Annotated in this window: 19 protein-coding genes and 1 tRNA gene; 13 read left to right on the plus strand and 7 right to left on the minus strand. The window is 73.3% G+C overall.

The genetic code is table 11. The features are described 5' to 3' along the window. Window positions 1-11: 11 nt before the first annotated feature. On the plus strand, window positions 12-1,373 hold the full coding sequence (locus LGQ04_RS12555; RefSeq protein ID WP_229244160.1) for a M1 family metallopeptidase: 1,362 nt from the start codon (window positions 12-14) through the stop codon (window positions 1,371-1,373). 64 nt (window positions 1,374-1,437) lie between these two features. On the opposite strand, the gene LGQ04_RS12560 is transcribed toward LGQ04_RS12555, so the two are convergent. Continuing rightward, window positions 1,438-1,511 (minus strand) — tRNA-Leu (locus LGQ04_RS12560). A gap of 122 nt (window positions 1,512-1,633) precedes the next feature. Between LGQ04_RS12560 and LGQ04_RS12565 the strand changes: the two genes are divergently transcribed. Together LGQ04_RS12565 and LGQ04_RS12570 are read left to right on the plus strand one after the other, a co-directional pair. Beyond that, a complete protein-coding gene (locus tag LGQ04_RS12565; RefSeq protein ID WP_372470062.1) occupies window positions 1,634-2,320 on the plus strand; it encodes an ANTAR domain-containing response regulator in 687 nt (228 codons plus the stop codon). A 226-nt stretch (window positions 2,321-2,546) separates the two neighbouring features. Then, the gene (locus tag LGQ04_RS12570; RefSeq protein WP_229244161.1) at window positions 2,547-3,212 is read left to right on the plus strand and encodes a GNAT family N-acetyltransferase; all 666 of its coding nucleotides are present in this window, start codon (window positions 2,547-2,549) and stop codon (window positions 3,210-3,212) included. A 25-nt stretch (window positions 3,213-3,237) separates the two neighbouring features. Here the strand turns inward: LGQ04_RS12570 and LGQ04_RS12575 are convergent, their stop codons facing one another. Continuing rightward, window positions 3,238-3,585 carry a hotdog fold thioesterase gene (locus LGQ04_RS12575; protein ID WP_229244515.1) on the minus strand — a complete coding sequence of 116 codons (348 nt, stop codon included), beginning with the start codon at window positions 3,583-3,585 and terminating at the stop codon, window positions 3,238-3,240. 121 nt (window positions 3,586-3,706) lie between these two features. Here LGQ04_RS12575 and polA point away from each other — a divergent pair, with 121 nt between their 5' ends. Continuing rightward, window positions 3,707-6,412, plus strand: a complete 2,706-nt coding sequence (polA, locus tag LGQ04_RS12580; RefSeq protein ID WP_229244162.1) for a DNA polymerase I — start codon at window positions 3,707-3,709, stop codon at window positions 6,410-6,412. 22 nt (window positions 6,413-6,434) lie between these two features. Here polA and LGQ04_RS12585 read toward each other — a convergent pair whose 3' ends face one another. After that, window positions 6,435-7,283 (minus strand): class I SAM-dependent methyltransferase, encoded by an 849-nt coding sequence (locus LGQ04_RS12585; protein ID WP_229244163.1) that lies wholly within the window; start codon window positions 7,281-7,283, stop codon window positions 6,435-6,437. 201 nt (window positions 7,284-7,484) lie between these two features. Here LGQ04_RS12585 and LGQ04_RS12590 point away from each other — a divergent pair, with 201 nt between their 5' ends. Together LGQ04_RS12590 and rpsA are read left to right on the plus strand one after the other, a co-directional pair. Then, window positions 7,485-8,510 (plus strand): 6-phosphofructokinase, encoded by a 1,026-nt coding sequence (locus LGQ04_RS12590; RefSeq protein WP_229244164.1) that lies wholly within the window; start codon window positions 7,485-7,487, stop codon window positions 8,508-8,510. 220 nt (window positions 8,511-8,730) lie between these two features. Further along, the gene (gene rpsA / locus LGQ04_RS12595) at window positions 8,731-10,224 is read left to right on the plus strand and encodes a 30S ribosomal protein S1 (RefSeq protein ID WP_229244165.1); all 1,494 of its coding nucleotides are present in this window, start codon (window positions 8,731-8,733) and stop codon (window positions 10,222-10,224) included. Window positions 10,225-10,340: 116 nt separating this feature from the next. Here rpsA and LGQ04_RS12600 read toward each other — a convergent pair whose 3' ends face one another. Further along, complete coding sequence (locus LGQ04_RS12600) at window positions 10,341-12,257, minus strand: ABC transporter ATP-binding protein (RefSeq protein ID WP_229244167.1); 1,917 nt, start codon at window positions 12,255-12,257, stop codon at window positions 10,341-10,343. A gap of 153 nt (window positions 12,258-12,410) precedes the next feature. On the opposite strand from LGQ04_RS12600, the gene LGQ04_RS12605 reads away from it, so the two are divergent. Genes LGQ04_RS12605 through LGQ04_RS12615 form a run of 3 tightly spaced genes read left to right on the plus strand, consistent with a single transcriptional unit; the run spans window position 12,411 to window position 14,190 of the window. Beyond that, window positions 12,411-12,899, plus strand: coding sequence for a MarR family winged helix-turn-helix transcriptional regulator (locus LGQ04_RS12605; protein WP_229244169.1), 489 nt, complete (start codon window positions 12,411-12,413; stop codon window positions 12,897-12,899). A 50-nt stretch (window positions 12,900-12,949) separates the two neighbouring features. Beyond that, on the plus strand, window positions 12,950-13,576 hold the full coding sequence (gene coaE, locus LGQ04_RS12610) for a dephospho-CoA kinase (protein WP_229244171.1): 627 nt from the start codon (window positions 12,950-12,952) through the stop codon (window positions 13,574-13,576). Continuing rightward, complete coding sequence (locus LGQ04_RS12615; RefSeq protein WP_229244173.1) at window positions 13,573-14,190, plus strand: pyroglutamyl-peptidase I; 618 nt, start codon at window positions 13,573-13,575, stop codon at window positions 14,188-14,190. The genes coaE and LGQ04_RS12615 overlap by 4 nt, the downstream gene beginning before the upstream one ends. A 101-nt stretch (window positions 14,191-14,291) precedes the next feature. Here LGQ04_RS12615 and LGQ04_RS12620 read toward each other — a convergent pair whose 3' ends face one another. After that, window positions 14,292-15,728 carry a choice-of-anchor A family protein gene (locus LGQ04_RS12620; protein ID WP_229244175.1) on the minus strand — a complete coding sequence of 479 codons (1,437 nt, stop codon included), beginning with the start codon at window positions 15,726-15,728 and terminating at the stop codon, window positions 14,292-14,294. A 215-nt stretch (window positions 15,729-15,943) separates the two neighbouring features. On the opposite strand from LGQ04_RS12620, the gene uvrB reads away from it, so the two are divergent. The 3 genes from uvrB (at window position 15,944) to LGQ04_RS12635 (ending at window position 20,496) form a co-directional block, all read left to right on the plus strand. Further along, window positions 15,944-18,052: an excinuclease ABC subunit UvrB gene (gene uvrB / locus LGQ04_RS12625; RefSeq protein WP_229244177.1), complete on the plus strand. Its 2,109-nt coding sequence runs from the start codon at window positions 15,944-15,946 to the stop codon at window positions 18,050-18,052. 273 nt (window positions 18,053-18,325) lie between these two features. Then, a complete protein-coding gene (locus LGQ04_RS12630; RefSeq protein WP_229244185.1) occupies window positions 18,326-19,348 on the plus strand; it encodes a TerC family protein in 1,023 nt (340 codons plus the stop codon). After that, window positions 19,345-20,496, plus strand: a complete 1,152-nt coding sequence (locus LGQ04_RS12635; RefSeq protein WP_229244187.1) for a TerC family protein — start codon at window positions 19,345-19,347, stop codon at window positions 20,494-20,496. Before LGQ04_RS12630 ends, LGQ04_RS12635 begins: the two co-directional genes overlap by 4 nt. A 4-nt stretch (window positions 20,497-20,500) precedes the next feature. Here the strand turns inward: LGQ04_RS12635 and LGQ04_RS12640 are convergent, their stop codons facing one another. Beyond that, complete coding sequence (locus LGQ04_RS12640; RefSeq protein ID WP_229244189.1) at window positions 20,501-20,800, minus strand: YciI family protein; 300 nt, start codon at window positions 20,798-20,800, stop codon at window positions 20,501-20,503. 121 nt (window positions 20,801-20,921) lie between these two features. Between LGQ04_RS12640 and LGQ04_RS12645 the strand changes: the two genes are divergently transcribed. Beyond that, window positions 20,922-21,665, plus strand: coding sequence for a Type 1 glutamine amidotransferase-like domain-containing protein (locus LGQ04_RS12645; protein WP_229244191.1), 744 nt, complete (start codon window positions 20,922-20,924; stop codon window positions 21,663-21,665). Between the two features lie 34 nt (window positions 21,666-21,699). Here LGQ04_RS12645 and LGQ04_RS12650 read toward each other — a convergent pair whose 3' ends face one another. Next, window positions 21,700-22,404, minus strand: coding sequence for an MBL fold metallo-hydrolase (locus tag LGQ04_RS12650; RefSeq protein ID WP_229244195.1), 705 nt, complete (start codon window positions 22,402-22,404; stop codon window positions 21,700-21,702). Window positions 22,405-22,449 lie beyond the last annotated feature (45 nt).

The raw sequence follows: 22,449 nt of genomic DNA on the forward strand, positions 1-22,449 counted from the left end.
GACGCCGGACCGTGGCCCACCGCCGACCGATGAACGGCCCCGACCCGTACGCCCCGCACCGCGGGACGACCGACCACCACGTGGACCGCTACCGGCTCGACCTGACGTACCGCGTGCGGCCCAACCGCCTCGACGGCGTGGCGACGCTCGACGTCGTGCTCGACGCGGACGTCGACGTCGTCGAGCTCGACCTCGTCCACCTCAAGGCCGGTCGGGTGCGGGTCGACGGCGCGACGGCACGCTTCGCGCACGCGGGGGGCAGGCTCCGGGTCCGGCTCGGCCGGACCGTCGCGGCGGGCACCGCGCTGCAGGTGGAGGTCGAGTACGGGGGGCGCCCGCGGCCCTGGATCGGCCCGTGGGGCGACGTCGGGTGGGAGGAGCTCACGGAGGGCTCGCTCGTCGCCGGCCAGCCCGACGGCGCCCCGACCTGGTTCCCGTGCAACGACACCCCGGCGCACAAGGCCGTGTTCGAGATCACCGTGACGACGGACGCCGGGTACACCGTGGTGGCGAACGGCCCTCTCCTCGACGTCTCGCGCCGCGCCTCGACCCGGACCTGGCGCCACGGCCCCACCGCGCCGATGTGCACGTACCTCGCGACGGTCGTCGTCGGGCGGTTCGACGAGCTGGACGTCGCACGGCGTCCCGGTCCCGCGGGGCTGGTCGACGCGCTGCGGCGCACGGTCCACCAGACGGCGCTCGCTCACGCCGGGCAGCGCGACGCCGTGCGTCGCGACCTCGCCCGGCACGGCGAGACGATGGCGGCGTTCGAGTCGATGTTCGGCCCGTACCCGTTCGCGGAGGGGTACCGGGTCGTCGTCACCGAGGACGAGCTCGAGATCCCGCTGGAGGCGCAGGGTCTGTCCATCTTCGGCGCGAACCACCTCGACGGCGCCGGGACGTGGGACCGCCTCGTGGCCCACGAGCTGGCCCACCAGTGGTTCGGCAACAGCGTCTCCGTGGCGCGGTGGCAGGACATCTGGCTCAACGAGGGGTTCGCCTGCTACGCCGAGTGGCTGTGGTCCGAGGCCGCGGGCCGCGAGACCGCCGACGCGCACGCCCGGGCCGCCCACGACCGGCTCGCCGGGCTGTCCCAGGACCTCGTGATCGCCGACCCCGGCCCCGCGTCGATGTTCGACGACCGGCTGTACAAGCGCGGCGCGCTCACGCTGCACGCGCTGCGGCTCACGCTCGGAGACCCGGCGTTCTTCGACGTGCTGCGCGGGTGGACCGCGACGCACCGGCACGGGTCGGTGACCACGGGGGACCTGCGGGCGGCGCTGCGGTCCGCGGGGGCCGACGTCGACGGTCTCCTCGACACGTGGCTCCTCGACGCACGGCTGCCCGCGCTGCCGCCCGCGCCGGACGCCTGAGTCGCACGGCCCGACGTCGGCGGGAGAGGGACGCTCGTGGGTGGAGCGTCGACGAGCGAGAGGGTGCCCCGGGTGGGATTCGAACCCACACTGGATCGGGTTTGAGCCGAACGCCTCTGCCGGTTGGGCTACCGGGGCTTGCGCGGGCGTGCCGCGCGGGCTCCATCGAACCACACGCGAGGGCGCGGCACGGACACCGACCGGGATCACAGTCCGCGCCGGGCGAAACCCGGGGGCGGCAGGGGGTGGTGCGCACTACGATGTTCAGCGTGAGTGACGAGACAGCGCAGCCCGAGGACAAGAAGCCGCTCGACCTGCCCCCGATGATCGAGCCCCAGCCCGCCGAGACGCCGCAGCCGTCGACGGGTCGTCCCGCGCGTCGCGCGGTCGTCGCCGAGGACGAGGCGCTCATCCGCCTCGACGTCGTCGAGACGCTGCGCGAGGCCGGGTTCGACGTGGTCGGCGAGGCCGGCGACGGCGCGACGGCGGTCAAGCTGGCGCTGGAGCTCAAGCCGGACGTCGTGGTCATGGACGTGAAGATGCCCGAGCTCGACGGCATCTCCGCGGCCGAGCAGATCGGCAAGGCGCACGCCGCGCCGGTCGTCCTGCTCACCGCGTTCTCCCAGGCCGAGCTCGTCGAGCGCGCGCGGGACGCCGGCGCCATGGCGTACGTGGTCAAGCCCTTCACCCCGGCCGACCTGCTCCCCGCGGTCGAGATCGCGATCTCGCGCTACTCGCAGATCTCGGCGCTCGAGTCCGAGGTCGCCGACCTCGCGGAGCGGTTCGAGACGCGCAAGCGCGTGGACCGTGCCAAGGGCCTGCTCATGACGAAGATGGGCCTGTCGGAGCCGGAGTCGTTCCGCTGGATCCAGAAGACGTCGATGGACCGTCGCCTCACGATGCGCGAGGTCGCGGACGCCGTCATCGAGCAGGTCGGCGGGGCCTGACGGCCCGGGCGACCGCGCTCGGCCCGCACGGCTGAACTGGACCTTTGTCACGTGGCCCCGGCCGGGCTATCGTCTTGGACTGGCGTCCAGTAGTTCCGGGGCGGTGAACGCGGTCGCCACGTAGTGCTCGAGGTCGGCGGCCGCCGACGTCGTCGCAGCGACGTGGTCTTCCTCACCCCCCACGTCCTCGATGTCGCGGCCCACGGTGCGAACGAGGAGGAACGGCGTGCGTCCAGCAGTCGAGGTCCGTCCGGCGGTCGGTGACGACCTGCCCGGCATCGCCGCCCTGTGCGCCGAGGCACGCGCGGAGTCCGCGTCCGGCGCCCAGATCTGCGCTCCCGACGAGGACCGCCTGGTGCGGCACCTGTCGGTGCTCCTCGCGCTGCCCGGCGGCGGTGTGCTCGTCGCTCTCCAGGAGGGTCGCCCGGTCGGCTTCGTGCTCGCCCGCGTGCTCGACCCGCACCTCTTCGCGGACGAGCCGAGCCTCTACGTGGAGGCCGTGTACGTCGGGGAGGAGTCCCGACGCCGCGGCGTGGGTCACGCGCTGCTCAGCGCGACGGCGGACCTCGCCTCCGCGGCGGGCGCGACCCACGTGTACTCGGTCCCGATCCCCGGGTCGCGAGGCGTCCAGCGCTTCCTCGCCCGCCTCGGGTTCGGCCCCGTGGCGGGTCACCGGGTCGTGCAGACCGCGGTGCTCCAGCGGCGCCTCGCCGCCGATCTCGGGCCCGCCCGTCGCGGCACGCGGTCCCTCGAGGACCTCATCGCGCGGCGCCGTCGTGCGCGCACCGAGGGCCTCAGCGGTCCGGTCGACCTGCGGGAGTTCCAGGCGGAGCACCGTCGGCGGACGGGCGTCGTGACGCCCGCCGCCGAGCGCGAGACGCTCCCCGGCTGACGCCCGCCGGGCAGCCCGGCCCGTCTCAGGCGGGGCCGAGGACCATGCAGCTCAGGCGCGCCGTGCACACGCGCCGCCCCGCGTCGTCGGACACCACGATCTCGTAGCTGGCCGTCGTGCGCCCGAGGTGCACCGCCGTGGCCTCCCCGTGCACCCAGCCCTCCCGCACGGCCCGGTGGTGGGTCGCGTTGACCTCCGTGCCGACGGCGGCCCGGCCCGCCCCCGCGTGGAGCTGCGCCGCGACGGAGCCGAGCGTCTCCGCGAGCACCACCGACGCCCCGCCGTGCAGCAGCCCGGCCGGCTGCGTGTTCCCCGCGACGGGCATGCGGGCCGTCACCCGCTCCGCGGACACCTCCTGGAGCTCGATGCCCATGCGCTCGATGAGCGTGCCCCGCGTCCGCAGGCCCAGGGCCTCGTAGGCGTCACGAGGCTCGGTGGGCTGCTCGGTGGGCTGCCCGGTGGCGGGCTCGGGCGCGGGTCCGTGCGTGTCGGTCATGGGCGATAGGTTGGCACCCGTGACGACCTCCGCGCGACCCCGCCTCCTGCTCATCGACGGACACTCGATGGCCTACCGCGCGTTCTTCGCGCTCCCGGCCGAGAACTTCTCGACCACGACGGGGCAGCACACCAACGCCGTCTACGGCTTCACGTCGATGCTCATCAACCTCCTGCGCGACGAGGAGCCCACGCACGTGGCGGTCGCGTTCGACGCCGGCCGGCAGTCGTTCCGCACCGAGATGCTCCCGAGCTACAAGGGCACGCGCGAGTCCACGCCCGAGCCGTTCCGCGGACAGGTGCCGCTCATCAAGGAGATCCTCGAGACGCTGCGGATCCCCACGCTGGAGCGCGAGGGGTACGAGGCGGACGACATCTTCGCGACGCTCGCCACGCAGGGTGCCGCGGCGGGCATGGAGGTGCTCGTCTGCTCCGGGGATCGCGACGCGTTCCAGCTCATCGGGCAGGACGTCACGGTCCTCTACCCGAAGAAGGGCGTCTCCGAGCTCGCGCGCATGGACTCCGCGGCAGTCGTCGACCGGTACGGCGTGCCGCCCGAGCGGTACAGCGACCTCGCGGCGCTCGTCGGCGAGACGTCGGACAACCTCCCGGGCATCCCGGGCGTGGGGCCCAAGACGGCCGCGAAGTGGATCACCGCGTACGGGGACCTCGAGGCGCTCCTCGACCGCGCCGACGAGATCAAGGGCAAGGCGGGGGAGAACCTGCGCGCCCACCTCGAGCAGGTGCGGCTCAACCGGCGCCTGAACGCCCTGCTGCGCGACCTCGAGCTGCCCGTCGGGCCCGACGACCTCGCCGCGCAGCCCTGGGACCGCGAGGCCGTGCACGCCGTGCTCGACGCGCTGGAGTTCCGGGTCCTGCGCGACCGGCTCTTCGCGATCGCCCCCGAGGGCGAGGTCGAGACCGAGGCGGGGTTCGACGTCGAGCTCGCCACGGTCCTGCCCGGCGGCCTCGGCGCGTGGCTGGCCGAGCACGGCGACCGCCGGCTCGGCATGGACGTCTCCGGCAAGGCCGTCCCCGCGGGCGGGGACGCGTGGGCGCTCGCGCTGTCCGACGACGCCGGGTCGGCCGTGGCGTTCGAGCTCGCCGACCTCGGCCCCGCCGACGACGAGGCGCTCGCCGCGTGGCTGCGCGACCCGGCGCGACCGAAGGTCGTGCACGGCGCGAAGTCGGCGTCCCACGAGCTCGCCGCCCGCGGGTACGCGCTGCACGGCGTCGCCTTCGACACCGAACTCGCGGCGTACCTGTGCCACCCGGACCAGCGCGGCTACGACCTCGGCGACCTCGTCGTGCGGCACCTGCACCGCGAGCTCCGCCCGGACACCGAGGGCGGCGGCGACGCGCAGGGCGCGCTCGACCTCTCGCTCGACGGCGGCGGGGAGCAGGAGCGCGACGCGGTGCGCGCGCTCGCCGTCGCCCAGCTCGCCGACGTGCTGGCGGGAGAGCTCGACGACCGGGGCGCCTCCGGCCTCCTCACGGAGCTCGAGCTCCCCCTCACCGGGGTGCTCGCGCGCATGGAGCGCACCGGCATCGCCGCCGACGTGGAGTACCTGCGCGAGCTCGAGAGCCACTTCGGCGACCTCGTCGTCACGGCCGCGTCGGAGGCCTACGCGGTCATCGGCCGCGAGGTGAACCTCGGCTCGCCGAAGCAGCTCCAGGAGGTGCTGTTCGACCAGCTCGGCATGCCGAAGACGAAGAAGATCAAGACGGGGTACACCACCGACGCTGCGGCGCTCGCGGACCTGTTCGTCAAGACGCAGCACCCGTTCCTCGAGCACCTGCTCGCGCACCGGGACGCCTCCCGGCTGCGCCAGACCGTCGACGGCCTGCTCAAGTCGGTCGCCGACGACGGGCGCATCCACACGACGTTCCAGCAGACCATCGCGGCGACGGGCCGGCTGAGCTCGACCGAGCCGAACCTGCAGAACATCCCGATCCGCACCGAGGCCGGCCGGCGGATCCGGCGCGCGTTCGTCGTCGGTGACGGCTACGAGACCCTCATGACGGCGGACTACAGCCAGATCGAGATGCGGATCATGGCCCACCTGTCGGGCGACGAGGGGCTCATCGCCGCGTTCCGCTCCGGCGAGGACCTGCACAGCTATGTCGGGTCGCGCGTGTTCGAGGTCCCCGCCGCCGACGTCAACCCGGCCATGCGGTCGAAGATCAAGGCGATGTCCTACGGCCTCGCCTACGGGCTGTCGGCGTTCGGCCTCTCGCAGCAGCTCACCATCGAGGTGGGCGAGGCGCAGAAGCTCATGGACGACTACTTCGAGCGGTTCGGCGGCGTGCGCGACTACCTCACCGGCGTGGTCGACGAGGCCCGCGCCACCGGGTACACGGCGACGCTCCTCGGCCGGCGCCGCTACCTGCCCGATCTCACGAGCGACAACCGCCAGCGCCGCCAGATGGCCGAGCGCATGGCGCTCAACGCCCCCATCCAGGGCAGCGCCGCCGACCTCATCAAGGTCGCGATGCTCGGCGTGCAGCGCGCGCTCGACGAGCAGGGCCTGCGCTCGCGGCTGCTCCTGCAGGTGCACGACGAACTCGTCGTCGAGGTGGCCGCGGGCGAGCGGGACGCCGTCGAGGCGGTCCTGCGGACCGAGATGGGGGCCGCGGCGCAGCTCGACGTGCCGCTCGACGTGTCCGTCGGCGTCGGGACCACGTGGCACGACGCCGGGCACTGACCCGTCGAGGTCGGGGTCGGGCTCAGCCGGGGCGGCGGGCGCGGAAGATCGCCGTCCCGGGCAGGAGGGCGCCCCGCACCGGGCCCCACCCGCCCCAGACCTCCGTGTGGCCCTCCGGCCAGGCGGGCTCGACCACGTCGACCAGCTCCAGGCCCGCGCCGACGAGCTCGCGCACGTGGTCGCCGAACGTCCGGTGGTACTCGGCGTACACGACTCGTCCCGCGGCGTCGGTCTCCACGTAGGGCCGCCGGTCGAGGTAGGGGCGGTTCGCCGTGAGCCCGTGCTCGCCCGGGTCGTCGGGAAAGGCCCAGCGCACCGGGTGGGTGACGGAGAACGTCCACGTGCCGCCCGGCCGCAGGACGCGCGCTACCTCGCGGTGGACCGCCTCGGCGTCGGGGACGAAGGGGATGGCGCCGAACGCCGTGAACGCGACGTCGAACGCCGCGTCGGCGAACGGGAGCCGGCGGGCGTCGGCCTGGACGAGCGGCACGTGCACGCCCGTGCTGCGGTCCAGGGCGCGGGCGGTCCTCAGCATCCCGGCGGACACGTCCGTCGCGACCACCTGCACGCCCTGCGTCACGAGCCACCGCGAGCACTGCGCCGCCCCGGAGCCGACCTCGAGGACGCGCCGTCCGGCGAGGTCCCCGAGCAGGTGCGCGTCGTGCTCGCGGAGCCCTTCGGGGCACCAGCAGAAGTCCGTCGCGCCGAGGAAGTCGCCGTGCTCGTCGAGGTACTCGTCCGCGTTCGCGTCCCACCAGGAGCGGCCCGCCCGGCCGCCCTCCGTGGCGGGGACGTCGCGGTACCCGGCGTGCGCCGTCGGTCCGGGCGGCGTGCTGCGGTCGGGCGGTGCGCTCGGGTCGGGCTCGTGCATGACGGCATTCTGCCGGAGCCGACGACGGTCCTTCCGTCCGTCGCGTGCGGGACCTTGGTCGTCGGCGCGCCCGGATGGCAGGACGGGTCCGGGGTGACGCGCGCCACCTGGCTAGGGTGGTGCCGACGCGGCGCCGCGGGGCAGCGCCCCGTCCGCCGCCGGGCGCGTCACGCGCCGGGAGACGACGAGACGGAGGACCAGGTGCGCATCGGACTTCTCACGGGCGGCGGCGACTGCCCCGGGCTCAACGCGGCGATCCGTGCCGTGGTGAAGCAGGGGACGGGGGAGTACGGGCACACGATCATCGGCTTCCGCAACGGGTGGCGCGGCGTGGTCGACGGGGACGTGTTCCCCCTCGGGCGCCAGGACATCCGCAACGTGCTGCCCGTCGGCGGCACGCTGCTCGGGACGGCCCGCTTCCACCCGAGCACCGAGGACGGGAGCATGGACGCGGTGCTCGCGACGGTCGAGGCCGAGCGTCTCGACGCGCTCATCTGCATCGGCGGGGACGGCACGCTGCACGCCGCGAGCCGGGTCGGCGAGGCGGGTGTCCCGATCGTCGCGATCCCCAAGACGATCGACAACGACGTCGAGGGCACGGACCTGTCGATCGGCTTCCACACCGCGGTGAACATCGCGACCGAGGCGCTCGACCGCGTGCACACGACGGCGGAGAGCCACAACCGGGTGATGGTCGTCGAGGTGATGGGTCGGCACGCGGGGTGGATCGCGGTGAACTCGGGCATCGCGGGCGGTGCCGAGGTGGTGCTGGCGCCCGAGGAGCCGTTCGACATCGACCAGGTGGTGAAGTTCCTGCGGCACCGGCACCGCGCCCACGCGAACTTCTCGATCGTCGTGGTCGCGGAGGGTGCCGTGCCGCGCGCGGGGTCGTCGATGGAGTTCACGCAGCAGCTCGGGCGGTACGGGGAGATCGTCGCCGGCTCCGTGGGGGAGAGGGTCAGCGCCGAGATCGCCGAGCGCACGGGGTTCGACACCCGCCTCACGGTGCTGGGCCACGTGCAGCGCGGCGGCGAGCCGACCCCGACGGACCGGATCCTCGGCAGCCGGTTCGGGGTGGCGGCGGTGGACGCGGTGAGCGCGGGCACGACGGGCGTCATGACGGCGCTGCGCGGCGAGCGCGTCGAGCTGGTCCCGCTGGCCGAGGTCGCCGGCCGGCCCAAGCGCGTCCCGGCCGAGCTCCTGCGGGTCGCGCAGGTCCTCGCCTGAGGACTCCGACCCGCGTTGACCCTGCGGTCGGCGCACGCGTAGGATGGACGGCGGTGCATTGCGCCTGCCGTCTTGCCGTCCGACGTTCGACGCCCCGTCCGCCTGCCCCCGCAGGAGAGGTCCGGGACGTCCTGCGGTCGGGCGACCGTCCCGACGTCCTCGCGATCGCCGCACACCCTATCCGCACGACTTCCCTGTCCGCATCGGAGCATCGAACTCAATGACCATCTCTACCCCCGCGAAGTCCGCACCCCAGGTCGCCGTCAACGACATCGGCACCGAGGAGGACTTCCTCGCCGCCGTCGACGCGACCATCAAGTACTTCAACGACGGCGACATCGTCGAAGGCACGATCGTCAAGGTGGACCGCGACGAGGTCCTCCTCGACATCGGCTACAAGACCGAGGGCGTCATCCCCTCCCGCGAGCTGTCCATCAAGCACGACGTGGACCCCGGTGAGGTCGTCAACGTCGGCGACGCGGTCGAGGCCCTCGTCCTCCAGAAGGAGGACAAGGAAGGCCGTCTGATCCTGTCCAAGAAGCGCGCCCAGTACGAGCGCGCGTGGGGCACGATCGAGAAGATCAAGGAAGAGGACGGCGTCGTCACCGGCACCGTCATCGAGGTCGTCAAGGGTGGCCTCATCCTCGACATCGGCCTGCGCGGCTTCCTCCCGGCCTCCCTCGTGGAGATGCGTCGCGTCCGCGACCTCCAGCCGTACGTCGGCAAGGAGATCGAGGCGAAGATCATCGAGCTCGACAAGAACCGCAACAACGTCGTGCTCTCGCGCCGTGCGTGGCTCGAGCAGACGCAGTCCGAGGTCCGCTCCACCTTCCTGCAGACGCTGCAGAAGGGCCAGGTGCGCCCCGGTGTCGTCTCCTCGATCGTCAACTTCGGTGCGTTCGTGGACCTCGGCGGCGTCGACGGCCTCGTGCACGTCTCCGAGCTGTCCTGGAAGCACATCGACCACCCGTCCGAGGTCGTCGAGGTCGGCCAGGAGGTCACGGTCGAGGTCCTCGACGTCGACTTCGACCGCGAGCGCGTCTCCCTGTCGCTCAAGGCGACGCAGGAGGACCCGTGGCAGACGTTCGCCCGGACCCACGCGATCGGTCAGGTCGTGCCGGGCAAGGTCACCAAGCTCGTCCCGTTCGGTGCGTTCGTGCGCGTCGAGGACGGCATCGAGGGCCTCGTGCACATCTCCGAGCTCGCCGTCCGCCACGTCGAGCTGCCGGAGCAGGTCGTCAACGTCGGTGACGAGGTCTTCGTCAAGGTCATCGACATCGACCTCGAGCGTCGCCGCATCTCGCTGTCGCTCAAGCAGGCCAACGAGGGCGTGGACCCGGAGTCCGAGGACTTCGACCCGGCGCTCTACGGCATGGCCGCCGAGTACGACGAGCAGGGGAACTACAAGTACCCCGAGGGCTTCGACCCCGAGACCAACGAGTGGCTCGAGGGCTTCGAGGCGCAGCGCGAGGCGTGGGAGGCGGAGTACGCCAAGGCGCACGAGCGCTGGGAGGCGCACCGCAAGCAGGTCGCCGAGGCGCTCAAGGCCGACTACGAGTCCGCGTCGGGCGACACCGCCGCGTCGTCGTCCTCGTCGTCGTCGTCCGCGGGCGGCAGCACGTCCTACTCGTCGGCCCCGGCCGCCGAGGCCACGGGCACGCTCGCCTCGGACGAGGCGCTCGCCGCGCTCCGCGAGAAGCTCACCGGCAACTGATCCCGCCGCGGCCCGCACCGGGCCGCGACCGGACAGCACGAAGGCCCGTCACCCCTCGGGGTGGCGGGCCTTCGCCGTGGGTGGCGTTCGGCGCGGCGCGCTCCCTTGCCGCGGCGTCAGGCGGCGGGCAGCGCAGATTCTGCGAACTGCGTGCGGTAGAGCGCGGCGTACCGACCGTCGGCGGCCAGCAGGTCGGCGTGGGTACCGGTCTCCACGACCCGGCCGGCGTCGAGGACGACGATGAGGTCGGCCTCGCGGACCGTCGAGAGGCGGTGGGCGATGACGAGCGAGGTCCGCCCTCGCAGCGCCTCGGCGAGCGCCGCCTGGACGGCCGCCTCCGACCCCGAGTCGAGGTGCGCCGTCGCCTCGTCGAGCACGACCAGGTCCGGGGCCTTGAGGAAGACGCGGGCGATCGCGAGGCGCTGGCGCTCCCCGCCGGAGAGGCGGTACCCCCGGTCGCCGACGACGGTCTCGAGCCCGGCCGGGAGCCTGGCGACGACGTCCCACACGTGCGCGCGACGCAGCGCCGTCTCGATCTCGGCGTCCGTCGCGTCGTGCTTGGCGTAGCGCAGGTTCTCCGCGATCGTGTCGTGGAAGAGGTGGGCCTCCTGCGTGACCACGCCGACGGCGTCGTGCAGGCTCGCCTGGGAGACGTCGCGCAGGTCGCGTCCGGCGATGCGCACGCTGCCGCCCGTCGGGTCGTACATGCGGGTCACGAGCTGGGAGACGGTCGTCTTGCCCGCGCCGGAGGCGCCGACGAGCGCGACCATGGACCCGGCGGGGACGGCGAAGGACACGTCGGTGATCGTGTCGCCCGTCGGCTCGACCCCGTCGAGGGCGACGGACTCGAGGGACGCGAGGGACACCTCGGCCGCGGCGGGGTAGCGGAACGTCACGTGGTCGAGCTCGAGGCTCGCCCCCGCCCGGTCGACGTCGTCGGCGAGGTCGCGAGCGTCCGGCGCGTCGGTCACGGTGGGTTCGAGATCGAGGACCTCGAGGACGCGCTCGAAGCTCACGAGCGCGGTCATGACGTCGACCTGGACGTTGGACATCGCGGTGAGCGGGCCGTAGAGCCGCCCGAGGTAGGCGGTGAGGGCGACCACCGTCCCGACCGTCAGGGAGCCGCCGATCGCCATGACGCCGCCGATGCCGTAGACGATCGCGACGGCGACGGACGCTACGACGGTGAGCCCGACGCGGAAGACGGTCCCGTACATGGCCTGGCGCACGCCGATGTCGCGTACCCGGCCGGCCTGCGAGGCGAAGCGGGCGGACTCGCGGCCCGGGTCGCCGAACACCTTGACGAGGTGGGCGCCCGCGACGTTGAAGCGCTCGTTCATCGTCTGCGCGGCCTCGGCGTTGAGCTCGTAGCTCTCCCGGGTGATCGCGGCGAGGCGTCGGCCGACCCAGCGGGCCGGGAGCACGAACGCGGGGAGGAGCGTGAGCGCGAGGAGCGTGAGCTGCCAGGACATGGTGAGCATGGCGGCGAGCACGAAGACGACCGTGAGGAGGTTGGAGAAGACGTTCGACAGCGTGGAGGTGAACGCCTGCTGCGCGCCGAGCACGTCCCCGTTGAGGCGTTGGACGAGCGCGCCGGTGCGCGTGCGGCTGAAGAAGGCGAGGGGCATGCGCTGGACGTGGTCGAAGACGGCGGTGCGCAGGTCGACGATGAGCCCTTCCCCGATGCGTGCCGAGAACCAGCGCTGGGCGACGCCGAGCGCTCCGGACAGCACGGCGATCCCGGCGGCCACGAGGGCGAGGCGCACGACGACGTCGGTGCGGCCCGGGGTGATGCCGTCGTCGATGATCCGCTGGAAGAGGAGGGGGGTGACCGCGCCGGCGGCCGCGTCGACGGAGATGAGAACGAGGAAGGCGGCGAGAGCGCCCCGGTAGGGTCGGGCGAAGCCGAGCACGCGTCGGACGGTGCCGCGGTGCAGCCGCTGCCGGGCGACGGTGGCGTCCTGGCGGAACGAGCGCATGCCGCGGCCGCCCGGACCGGTTCCTGCCGCCGCGAAGGGGGAGTGGTACGTCATCTGGCCTCCCGGGGGGTGGGAGCGCAGCGTCACCGTCGCGGCGGGGGCGCCGCGACGGGGTGCGGGCAGGGCTCGCAGTGCGCAGATCGATAGTGAGCGTAACTCACTATGAGTGACTATCACAACGGTGACTGATCCCGGTAGGCTCGCGCCGTGAGCGACCACGAGTCCCCGGGCCCGGCGGACACCGCGGTGCCCGCGGCGGAGATCCCGGTGCCGGAGGAGGCCGACGAGTTCCTCGCCCTCCTGCACACCGCGCTGCACGCGGTGCGCCGCGAGGCGAGCGAGCACCTCGGTCCCACGGGGACCACCCCGGGCCAGTACCGGCTCCTGCGCCACCTCGCCCGGTGCGACGCCCCCTGTCGGCTGGGTGCCGTCGCGGCCGCGCTCGACGTCGCACCACGGTCGGTGACCTCGAAGGTGGACGACGCCGAGGCGGCCGGCCTCGTGGAGCGCACCCCGGATCCGGCGGACCGGCGCGCCACGCTCGTCGCGCTCACGTCGCGCGGCCGGGACGTCGTCGCGCAGGTCGGTGCGCGGAGGTCGGACGGCGCGGGGACGCTCCTGGCGCGCCTCGGCCCGGACGACCGGCGCGAGCTGCTCCGCCTCCTGCGGACCGTCGCCGGCACCGCGACCGGCTGACCGGATCCGCCCGGCGTTGCCGCGGGCGCCCCGGCTGGCAGGATGGGTCCATGTTCCGCATCGGCCTGACCGGAGGGATCGCGGCCGGCAAGTCCGTCGCCCTCGCACGCTTCGCCGAGCAGGGTGCGGTCGTGATCGACTACGACCTGCTCTCCCGGGAGGCGGTCGCCCCGGGGAGCGTGGGCCTCGACGAGGTCGTCGAGGCTTTCGGGGCCGACGTGCTCGCCGCCGACGGCTCGCTCGACCGCGCCGCCCTCGGCGACAGGGTCTTCGCCGACGCCGCCGCACGGGAGCGCCTCAACGCGGTCGTGCACCCCGAGGTACGGCGCCTGGCGGCGGAGCGCGAGGCCGCGGCCGCCGCCGCCGACCCCCGCGCCGTCGTCGTGCACGACGTCCCGCTGCTCGTCGAGACGGGTGACCCCGACCACTTCCATCTCGTCGTCGTCGTGCACACGCCAGCGGACCAGCGCGCCGAGCGGCTCGCCGCGCGCGGCCTCGACGAGGACGCGGCGCGGGCTCGCCTCGCCGCCCAGGCCGACGACGACGCGCGCCTCGCGGTCGCGGACGTGACGCTCGACGGCACGGGCTCCCCGGACGACCTGCGCGCGCAGGTCGACGAGCTGTGGGCGAAGGTCTGCCACGAGCTCGACGAGGAGAGCGCGGAGGACGAGGCATGACGGTCCTCGTGAGCGGGTTCGAGCCGTTCGGCGGCGGGACGGCGAACCCGTCCTGGGAGACTGCGCGGGAGCTCGCCGCGCGCGGTCGCGAGCTGGTGGGGGTCGACGTCGCGGCCGTCCGGCTCCCGGTGACGTTCGCCGGGGCGTGGCCCGTGCTCGCGGAGGCGATCCGTGAGCACGGGCCGGACGTCGTGGTGGCGCTCGGGCTCGCCGGAGGCTCGCGGGGGATGCGTCTGGAGCGGGTCGCGATCGACGTGCTCGACGCCCGTATCCCCGACAACGACGGGGCGGCGCCCGTCGACGAACCGGTCGTCCCCGGCGGCCCGGCCGCCTACTGGTCCGGGCTCCCGCTGAAGTCCGCGCTCGCCGCGCTGCGGGCGCTCGACGTCCCGGCCGAGGTGTCGAACACGGCGGGGACGTACGTCTGCAACGCGACGTTCTACCACCTCATGCACCACGCGGCGGGCACCCCGGGGCTGCGTGCCGGGTTCGTCCACGTGCCGCCCGCCGAGGTCCTGGCGGTCGACGCGCAGGTCCTCGCGACCGCCGCGGTCGTCCGTGCGGCACTGGTGGGCGGACGCGAGCCCGTGCTCGCGGCGGGCGCCCTGGACTGAGGTCGCGTCCTCGGCCCGGCACGACGACGGACGGCGCGCCCCCGAGGGAGCGCGCCGTCCGTGCGATCTGCGGAGCCCGTCGCCGGGCGCCGCCGGTGGTGTCAGCCCTGGGCGCGGCGTCGCGCCGCGACGACCAGGAGGACGGCGCCGCCACCGAGGAGGAGCGTGGCGAGCGTCGCGAGCAGGGCGACCGACGCACCGGTCGAGGCCAGGCCGGAGCCCTCCTCGTCCGCGGTCGTGGGGGTCGACTCCTCGGACGGCGTGGTGTCGTCCTCGTCGGCGACCGGCGTCGCGGTCACGCTCTCCTCGGGCGCCGGCGTGGTCTCGGGCTCCTCGACGAGCGGGGTGCTCGGGTCCTCCGGCGTCTCGGTGGGCTCCGTCGGGTCCGGCGTCTCGGTGGGCTCGGTCGGGTCGACCGGCTCCTCGGGCTCGGTGATCTGGGGCTCCGGGGTGCAGTCGAGCTCCTCGGTGCCGGTCCACGGGTAGTTGTGGTGCTCGAGACCGTTGGTGCCCTCGCCGCCGAAGGTCAGGTCGCCGCCGACCCAGAGCCGGCCGTTGGTGTGCGTGCGCTGCGCCACGACGGAGTCCGCCGACGGCACGAGGACGCTGCCGACGAGCTGGCTCGGGGCGGAGGCGAGGCCCAGGTCGACGCTGGTCGCGTCGGCGAAGTTCCACAGGGTGCGCGCGGCGGTGTTGCCGATCCCGTCGGACGCGGGGCCGTCGACCCGGTTCGCGATGTCGTCGACCGCGGTGTGCACGACGCGGTAGTCGACGTCCGTGCCGGAGACGTTGACGACGACCGGGGCGGAGCCCGTGCCGACGAACAGCAGCTCGGTCGCGGTCGCGAGCTGCGCGGCCGTGACGTCGAAGACGTGGAGGTCGGCGCCGGCCGAGGCGCGGAGCGTGAGGCGCGGACGCTCGAAGGTCGTGGTCCCGTTCGCGTCGAGACCGGCGAGGCCGGCGGAGACCGTGCCGAGCGTGTCGACGAGCGCGCCGAGGGAGGCGGCGACGTCCGGGCCCTCCTGCGCATACAGGTCCCCGCCGTTGAGCTCGAACGCCGTGCTGGGCTCGATGGCTCCGCCCGCGACCGCGTTGCCGCCGGACGCGCCGTCCGCGCCGACGATCCCGTGCCCGACGTCGACGCGCGACCCGGTCGCGTCGATCGCTCCGCCCGCGACGAGCATGTCGCTCCCGGCCGGGGGGACGATCTGCGAGCCGCCGCCCGCGCGGCCCACGTTGAGCAGGTCGCCGGTGGCGACGCGGACGTCGCCGAGGACGGCGAGGACGCCCTCGCTCTCCTTCGCGCCGGGGAGCGCGGTGTAGTCGCCGCCGACGAGGACGGCGACGCCGGAGTCGTGGAACAGCGGGTCCGACGTGGAGATGCCGGGGAACGTCCCGTCCGCGGGGCACGTGTCGGCCGGGTTCGCCGGCGCGGCGACGGCGACGGACGGTGCGACGAGAGCGGTGGTCACGAGCGCGATCCCGGTGCCGGCGGCAGCGAGGAGGCGACCGCGACGGTGCGCGGCAGGACGGGGCATGGGTGCTCCAGGGTCACGAGGGGCGGCGGAGGCGCGTCCTCGACCTCGAGGAAGACGGCGCCGTGGTGACTGGACCCTAGGGCTAACGCACCACTCCGTCCAAATTACGGGCGGGTGATTTGCCCGAGCGTGCGCCGACCGCTCGACGACCGCTCCGGGCGGGGTGCGGGGCCGACCGGGCGCCGGTGTGGGCGGCGGGTCGTACGGTGGGACGCATGCGCCCTGTCACCGACCTCCAGCGAGCCGACGCACGGTTCGAGGTGATCTCCGAGTACAGCCCGTCCGGCGACCAGCCGACGGCCATCGCGGACCTGTCGGGGCGGGTCCGCGCGGGGGAGAAGGACGTCGTGCTCCTCGGCGCGACGGGGACCGGCAAGTCGGCGACGACGGCCTGGCTGATCGAGGAGCTGCAGCGTCCGACGCTCGTCATGGCGCCCAACAAGACCCTCGCCGCGCAGCTCGCGACGGAGTTCCGCGAGCTGCTGCCGAACAACGCGGTCGAGTACTTCGTGTCGTACTACGACTACTACCAGCCCGAGGCGTACATCGCGCAGACGGACACCTACATCGAGAAGGACTCGTCGATCAACGACGAGGTCGAGCGGCTGCGGCACTCCGCGACGAGCTCGCTCCTCACGCGGCGCGACGTCGTGGTGGTCGCGTCCGTCTCGTGCATCTACGGCCTGGGGACGCCGCAGGAGTACGTGGACCGCATGGTCCGGCTCGACGTCGGCACGCAGGTCGAGCGTGACGACCTGCTGCGGCAGTTCGTCACCATGCAGTACTCGCGCAACGACCTGGCGTTCACGCGCGGCACCTTCCGGGTCCGCGGCGACACGGTCGAGATCATCCCGGTCTACGAGGAGCTCGCGATCCGGATCGAGTTCTTCGGGGACGAGATCGAGTCCATCCAGACGCTGCACCCCCTCACGGGCGACGTGATCCGTTCGGAGCCGTCGGTCCACGTGTTCCCCGCGACGCACTACGTCGCCGGCCCCGAGCGCATGGAGCGCGCCATCACCTCCATCGAGGCGGAGCTGGCGGAGCGGCTGGACGAGCTGGAGCGCCAGAACAAGCTGCTCGAGGCACAGCGCCTGCGCATGCGCACGACGTACGACATCGAGATGATGCGGCAGATCGGCACCTGCTCGGGGATCGAGAACTACTCGCGGCACATCGACGGGCGCGAGTCCGGCTCGCCGCCGAACACCCTGCTCGACTACTTCCCGGAGGACTTCCTCCTCGTCATCGACGAGTCGCACGTCACGGTGCCGCAGATCGGGGCGATGTTCGAGGGCGACATGTCCCGCAAGCGGAGCCTCGTGGACCACGGGTTCCGGCTGCCGAGCGCGACGGACAACCGCCCGCTGCGCTGGGAGGAGTTCGTCGAGCGCATCGGCCAGACCGTCTACCTCTCCGCGACCCCGGGTCCCTACGAGATGTCGATGTCCGACGGCGTGGTGGAGCAGATCATCCGCCCCACGGGCCTCGTGGACCCCGAGGTCGTCGTCAAGCCGACGACGGGCCAGATCGACGACCTGCTGCACGAGATCCGGGAGCGGGCGGAGCGCGACGAGCGCGTGCTCGTCACGACGCTCACGAAGAAGATGGCCGAGGACCTCACCGACTACCTGCTGGAGAAGGACGTGCGGGTGCGCTACCTGCACTCCGAGGTCGACACGCTGCGCCGCGTCGAGCTCCTGCGCGAGCTGCGCCTCGGGCAGTACGACGTGCTGGTGGGCATCAACCTGCTGCGGGAGGGCCTGGACCTGCCCGAGGTGTCCCTCGTCGCGATCCTCGACGCCGACAAGGAGGGCTTCCTGCGCTCCCCGACGTCGCTCATCCAGACCATCGGTCGCGCGGCCCGCAACGTCTCGGGCGAGGTGCACATGTACGCCGACAAGATCACGCCCGCCATGGCGGCCGCGATCGAGGAGACCGAGCGGCGCCGCGAGAAGCAGGTGGCGTACAACCGCGAGCACGGCATCGACCCGACGCCGCTGCGCAAGAAGATCTCCGACGTCACCGACATGCTGGCGCGCGAGGACGTCGACACCGCCGAGCTCCTCGCGGGCGGCTACCGCCGTCCGGGCAAGGGCGGTCAGGCGAAGGCCCCGGTGCCCGGCGCGCCGAAGGAGGGCGCGACGTCGGGCAACCGGCTCGCGGGTGCCGCGGCGAGCGACCTGGCGCAGCTCATCCAGGAGCTGAGCGACCAGATGCACGCGGCGGCCGGCGAGCTGCAGTTCGAGCTCGCGGCGCGCCTGCGCGACGAGATCTCCGGCCTGAAGAAGGAGCTGCGCCAGATGCAGGCGGCGACGGCCTGACCGTCCGGGCCGGGCCGGGCCGGGTCGGCTCGGGTCGACAGGCACGCGCACCACGGGACGTCGTGCCCTGGCGGACGTGCATGGCCTATGCTGGCACCTCGTTGAAGGGGAGTATTCCTCCGCGGTGATGTCGTCATCACGGCCGGCGTCGTCGTCGGCCCGGTGTCACCGGTCCCGCAACCACCTGCCCGCGCCTCGTGCGGGTGCGCGTGGCGGTGCGTGGCGGAAGAGACCTTCGGTACTCGAACGCACCTACGTACCGGAGGTTCCTGCATGGACGTCCCCGTCTGGGTCTGGGCCATCACCGTCGGCGCCATCCTCGCGATGCTCGCCGTCGACTACGTCGGCCACGTGCGCACGCCGCACGCGCCGAGCCTGCGCGAGGCGACCCGCTGGTCGATCGCGTACGTGGCGATCGCCGTCGTCTTCGGCGGCATCGTCTGGGCCGTCTGGGGCGGCACCTACGGCGGGGAGTACTTCGCCGGGTACATCACGGAGAAGAGCCTGTCGGTCGACAACCTCTTCGTGTTCGTCCTCATCATGTCGAGCTTCCGCGTCCCGCGGGAGTACCAGCAGAAGGTGCTGCTCATCGGCATCACCATCGCGCTGATCCTGCGGACCATCTTCATCTTCCTGGGCGCGGCGATCATCGAGAACTGGGCCTGGGTCTTCTACATCTTCGGGGCGTTCCTCATCTGGACCGCGATCTCCCAGGCGCGCGCCGGGACGTCCCACGACGAGGAGTTCGAGGAGAACGGCGTCCTGCGCCTCACCCGCCGGCTCTTCCCGACGACGGACGACTACGTCGAGGACAAGCTCACGACGAAGATCGACGGGCGACGGTTCATCACGCCGATGCTCATCGTCATGATCGCGATCGGCAGCGCCGACCTCCTCTTCGCGGTCGACTCGATCCCCGCGATCTTCGGCCTCACGCAGGAGACCTACCTCGTCTTCGCCGCGAACGCGTTCTCGCTGCTGGGTCTTCGCCAGCTCTACTTCCTCATCGACGGCCTGCTCGACCGACTCGTCTACCTCAACTACGGCCTCGCGGCGATCCTCGGGTTCATCGGCGTCAAGCTGGTCATCCACGCGCTGCACACCAACGAGGTGCCCTTCATCAACGGTGGCGAGCACATCACCGCGATCCCGGAGATCTCGACGACCGTGTCGCTGAGCTTCATCGTCGTCGTCCTCGCCATCACGACGATCGCGAGCCTCGCGGCCGACCGGCGCCGGCGCGCGCTCGTCGCGAGCGAGGACCGCCGCGAGAGCGCGGGGCCTGACGCCGGATGATCCACGAGCTCCCCCTGTGGTTCGAGTGGGCGTCGCTGGCGGCGCTCGCCGCGCTGCTGGTCGTCGACCTGCTCGTCGTCGGCCGTCGGCCGCACGTCCCGTCGATGCGGGAGAGCGCGCTGTGGGTGGGGTTCTACGTCGCCCTCGCCCTCGTGTTCGGCGCGCTCGTGGGAGCCGTGGGGGGAGCCGCCCCGGCGGGGGAGTTCTACGCGGGCTGGCTCACGGAGTACAGCCTGTCGGTCGACAACCTCTTCGTGTTCGTCATCATCATGTCGAGGTTCGCGGTCCCGCGGGAGCAGCAGCAGCGGGTCCTCATGGTGGGGATCATCGTCGCCCTCGTGCTGCGCGGGGCGTTCATCCTCGCGGGGGCGGCGATCATCGCCGAGTTCGTGTGGGTGTTCTACCTGTTCGGCGCGTTCCTCGTGTACACGGCGGTCAAGCTCGTGACGGGCGACGACGACCCGGAGGAGTACCGCGAGAACCGGGCGGTGCGCGCGCTGCGGCGCGTGCTGCCCATCGGCACGCGGTACGACGGCGGGCGGCTGCGCACGGTCGAGGACGGCCGGACCGTGTTCACGCCGCTCGTCGTCGTCTTCCTCGCGATCGGCAGCACCGACCTGCTGTTCGCGTTCGACTCGATCCCGGCGATCTTCGGCCTCACGCAGGACCCGTTCATCGTGTTCACGACGAACGTCTTCGCGCTCATGGGCCTGCGCCAGCTCTACTTCCTGCTCGGTGGGTTGCTGGAGCGGCTCGTCTACCTGCCGATCGGTCTCGCCGTGATCCTCGGGTTCATCGGCGTCAAGCTCATCCTCGAGGCGCTGCACGAGAACTCCCTGCCGTTCGTGAACGGCGGCGAGCACCTCGCGGCGGTGCCGACGGTCCCCATCTGGCTCTCGCTCGTCGTCATCGTCGGCGCGCTCGCGGTGACGACCGTCGCGAGCCTGCTCCGCACGGGTCGTGGACGACCGGGCACGGAGACGGACGCCGCGTCGCCGCAGACCGTCGACGCGACGGACGGGCCGGACGACGTGGTCGACGAGGTGCACGACGCGGTGCGCGACGAGGTGATCGACGACGCTGCCGACGTGGTCGACGGCACGGGCGGCGACACCCCGACCTGGGGGACGCCGCCCGAGCGCCGCTGACGGGTCAGACCCGGTGCGCCCAGTCGCCGATCACGGGCGACCACGGGCGGACCGACCGCTCGGCGACGAGGCCGGCGCGGGCGAACGGGTCCGCGTCGAGGAGCTCGGCCGCGGCGTCGACGCTCGCGGCGTCGACGATGAGCAGCGCGCCGGCGGGGGCGTCCGCGGTGGCGGCGAGCGGGCCCGACGCGAGGAGCGCGCCCTGCTCGTGCAGGCCGCGCAGGAAGGCCCGGTGCTCGGGGCGGACGGCGTCGAGCTCGGCGGGTCGGTCGGGGTAGACGTAGGTCACGGCGTGGATCGGCATGGCGCCATTGAACCAGCGCCGCTCGGGCCGGGTGGCGTCCGTCCGCGGTGCTCCGCCCGGGTGGGCGACCGCCGTCGAATGACGTGGCGGTCGGCGGAGCGTCCCCCTAGGGTCGCGTCCCATGGGCGACCTCACGATCCTCGCGACCTCGGGCGGGTACGCGCCCGGGCACCGGACCCGTCTGGCGCTCGGCCCGCTCGTGCACCACGCGGCCGAGCTGTCGGGCGCCGCGGGAACGCCGCGCGTCTGCCACCTCGGGACGGCGGGCGGGGACCAGACCTGGTTCCACGCCGAGCTGGACGAGGCCGCGCGGGTCGCCGGGTTCGGTATGTCCCACCTGTCCCTCTTCTCGATGCCGAACGTCAACGACGTCGAGGGGTACCTGCGCGAGCAGGACGTCGTGTGGGTCGGCGGCGGGTCCGTCGTCAACCTCCTCGCCGTGTGGCGCGCGCACGACCTCCCGCGCGTCCTGCGCGCGGTCGGGGAGTCCGGGGTCGTGCTCGCGGGGGTCAGCGCGGGATCGATCTGCTGGCACGTGGGTGGACCCACGGACTCGTTCGGGCCCGATCTGCGGCCGGTGACGGACGCGCTGGCGTTCGTCCCGTTCGGCAACGGCGTCCACTACGACGCCGAGCCCGGGCGGCGTCCGCTGCTGCACCGGCTCGTCGCGGAGGGCGCGCTGCCGACCTCGTACGCGAGCGACGACGGTGTCGGCCTTGTCTACCGCGGCCCCCGTCTGGTCGAGGCCGTGACCGAGCGGCGCGGCGCCGCGGCGTGGCGGGTGACGCGCGCGTCCGGTCCGGACGGCGAGGCGACGGCCGAGGAGGCGCGCGTCGAGCCGAGGGTGCTGCCCGGGGCGCGCTGACGCGCGTCGTCGTGCTCCGCGGTCGGCCGGCGGGTCACCAGCCGCGGGCGGCCCACGCCGGGAGGTGCGGGCGCTCGGCGCCGAGCGTGGTGTCGGGGCCGTGGCCCGGGTAGACCCAGGTGTCGTCGCCGAACCGGTCGAACACGCGGTGGGTGACGTCGTCCAGCAGCCGTGCGAACCGCTCCGGGTCGTGGTCCGTCCTGCCGAGACCGCCGGGGAACAGCGAGTCGCCGGTGAACACGTGCGCCCGGCCGGGGACGGCCCCGGCCTCCCGGACGGCGTCGGGCTCGGAGTAGCGGAGCGCTATCGAGCCGGGCGTGTGGCCGCGCAGGGCGACCACCTCGAGCCCGAGGTGCCCGACACCGACCCGGTCGCCGTGGTGCAGGCGTCGCCCGACCGTGACACCGGTCGCGTGCTCGACGGCGTCCGCGTCCTCCTCCCCGGCGGCGACGGTCGCGCCCGTCGCGGCGACGACCTCGGCGAGGGCGGCGACGTGGTCGCGGTGGCGGTGGGTCGTGACGACCGTCGTGAGCGGCCCGGGGCCGGCGTCCGTGACGAGGTCGAGGAGCCGCGCGGGCTCGGCCGCGGCGTCGACGAGGAGGTGCTCCCCGGAGCGGCGGCAGGTGAGGAGGTAGGCGTCGTTCTCCATCGGCCCCACCGCGAGCTTGCGGATCTCGAGGTCGTCCAGCCGGCGCAGGTCCGCCGGCCCGCCCACCGCGACCGCTCCCGTGTACGTCATGCGGACCAGTGTGACCCGGCCGCGCCGGATGTCGTGCAGGGGCGG

The organism is Cellulosimicrobium marinum, from assembly GCF_020551945.1.
GTDB classification, from domain to species: domain Bacteria; phylum Actinomycetota; class Actinomycetes; order Actinomycetales; family Cellulomonadaceae; genus Cellulosimicrobium; species Cellulosimicrobium marinum.

Coding starts and splice junctions, on each gene's coding strand:
- LGQ04_RS12630 (WP_229244185.1), top strand. CDS start 18,326: ATGGACGTCCCCGTCTGGGTCTGGGCCATCACCGTCGGCGCCATCCTC.
- LGQ04_RS12645 (WP_229244191.1), top strand. CDS start 20,922: ATGGGCGACCTCACGATCCTCGCGACCTCGGGCGGGTACGCGCCCGGG.
- LGQ04_RS12650 (WP_229244195.1), bottom strand. CDS start 22,404: ATGACGTACACGGGAGCGGTCGCGGTGGGCGGGCCGGCGGACCTGCGC.
- rpsA (WP_229244165.1), top strand. CDS start 8,731: ATGACCATCTCTACCCCCGCGAAGTCCGCACCCCAGGTCGCCGTCAAC.
- LGQ04_RS12620 (WP_229244175.1), bottom strand. CDS start 15,728: ATGCCCCGTCCTGCCGCGCACCGTCGCGGTCGCCTCCTCGCTGCCGCC.
- LGQ04_RS12585 (WP_229244163.1), bottom strand. CDS start 7,283: ATGCACGAGCCCGACCCGAGCGCACCGCCCGACCGCAGCACGCCGCCC.
- LGQ04_RS12575 (WP_229244515.1), bottom strand. CDS start 3,585: ATGGGCATCGAGCTCCAGGAGGTGTCCGCGGAGCGGGTGACGGCCCGC.
- LGQ04_RS12600 (WP_229244167.1), bottom strand. CDS start 12,257: ATGACGTACCACTCCCCCTTCGCGGCGGCAGGAACCGGTCCGGGCGGC.
- polA (WP_229244162.1), top strand. CDS start 3,707: ATGGGCGATAGGTTGGCACCCGTGACGACCTCCGCGCGACCCCGCCTC.
- LGQ04_RS12615 (WP_229244173.1), top strand. CDS start 13,573: ATGACGGTCCTCGTGAGCGGGTTCGAGCCGTTCGGCGGCGGGACGGCG.
- uvrB (WP_229244177.1), top strand. CDS start 15,944: ATGCGCCCTGTCACCGACCTCCAGCGAGCCGACGCACGGTTCGAGGTG.
- coaE (WP_229244171.1), top strand. CDS start 12,950: ATGTTCCGCATCGGCCTGACCGGAGGGATCGCGGCCGGCAAGTCCGTC.
- LGQ04_RS12635 (WP_229244187.1), top strand. CDS start 19,345: ATGATCCACGAGCTCCCCCTGTGGTTCGAGTGGGCGTCGCTGGCGGCG.
- LGQ04_RS12640 (WP_229244189.1), bottom strand. CDS start 20,800: ATGCCGATCCACGCCGTGACCTACGTCTACCCCGACCGACCCGCCGAG.
- LGQ04_RS12565 (WP_372470062.1), top strand. CDS start 1,634: ATGTTCAGCGTGAGTGACGAGACAGCGCAGCCCGAGGACAAGAAGCCG.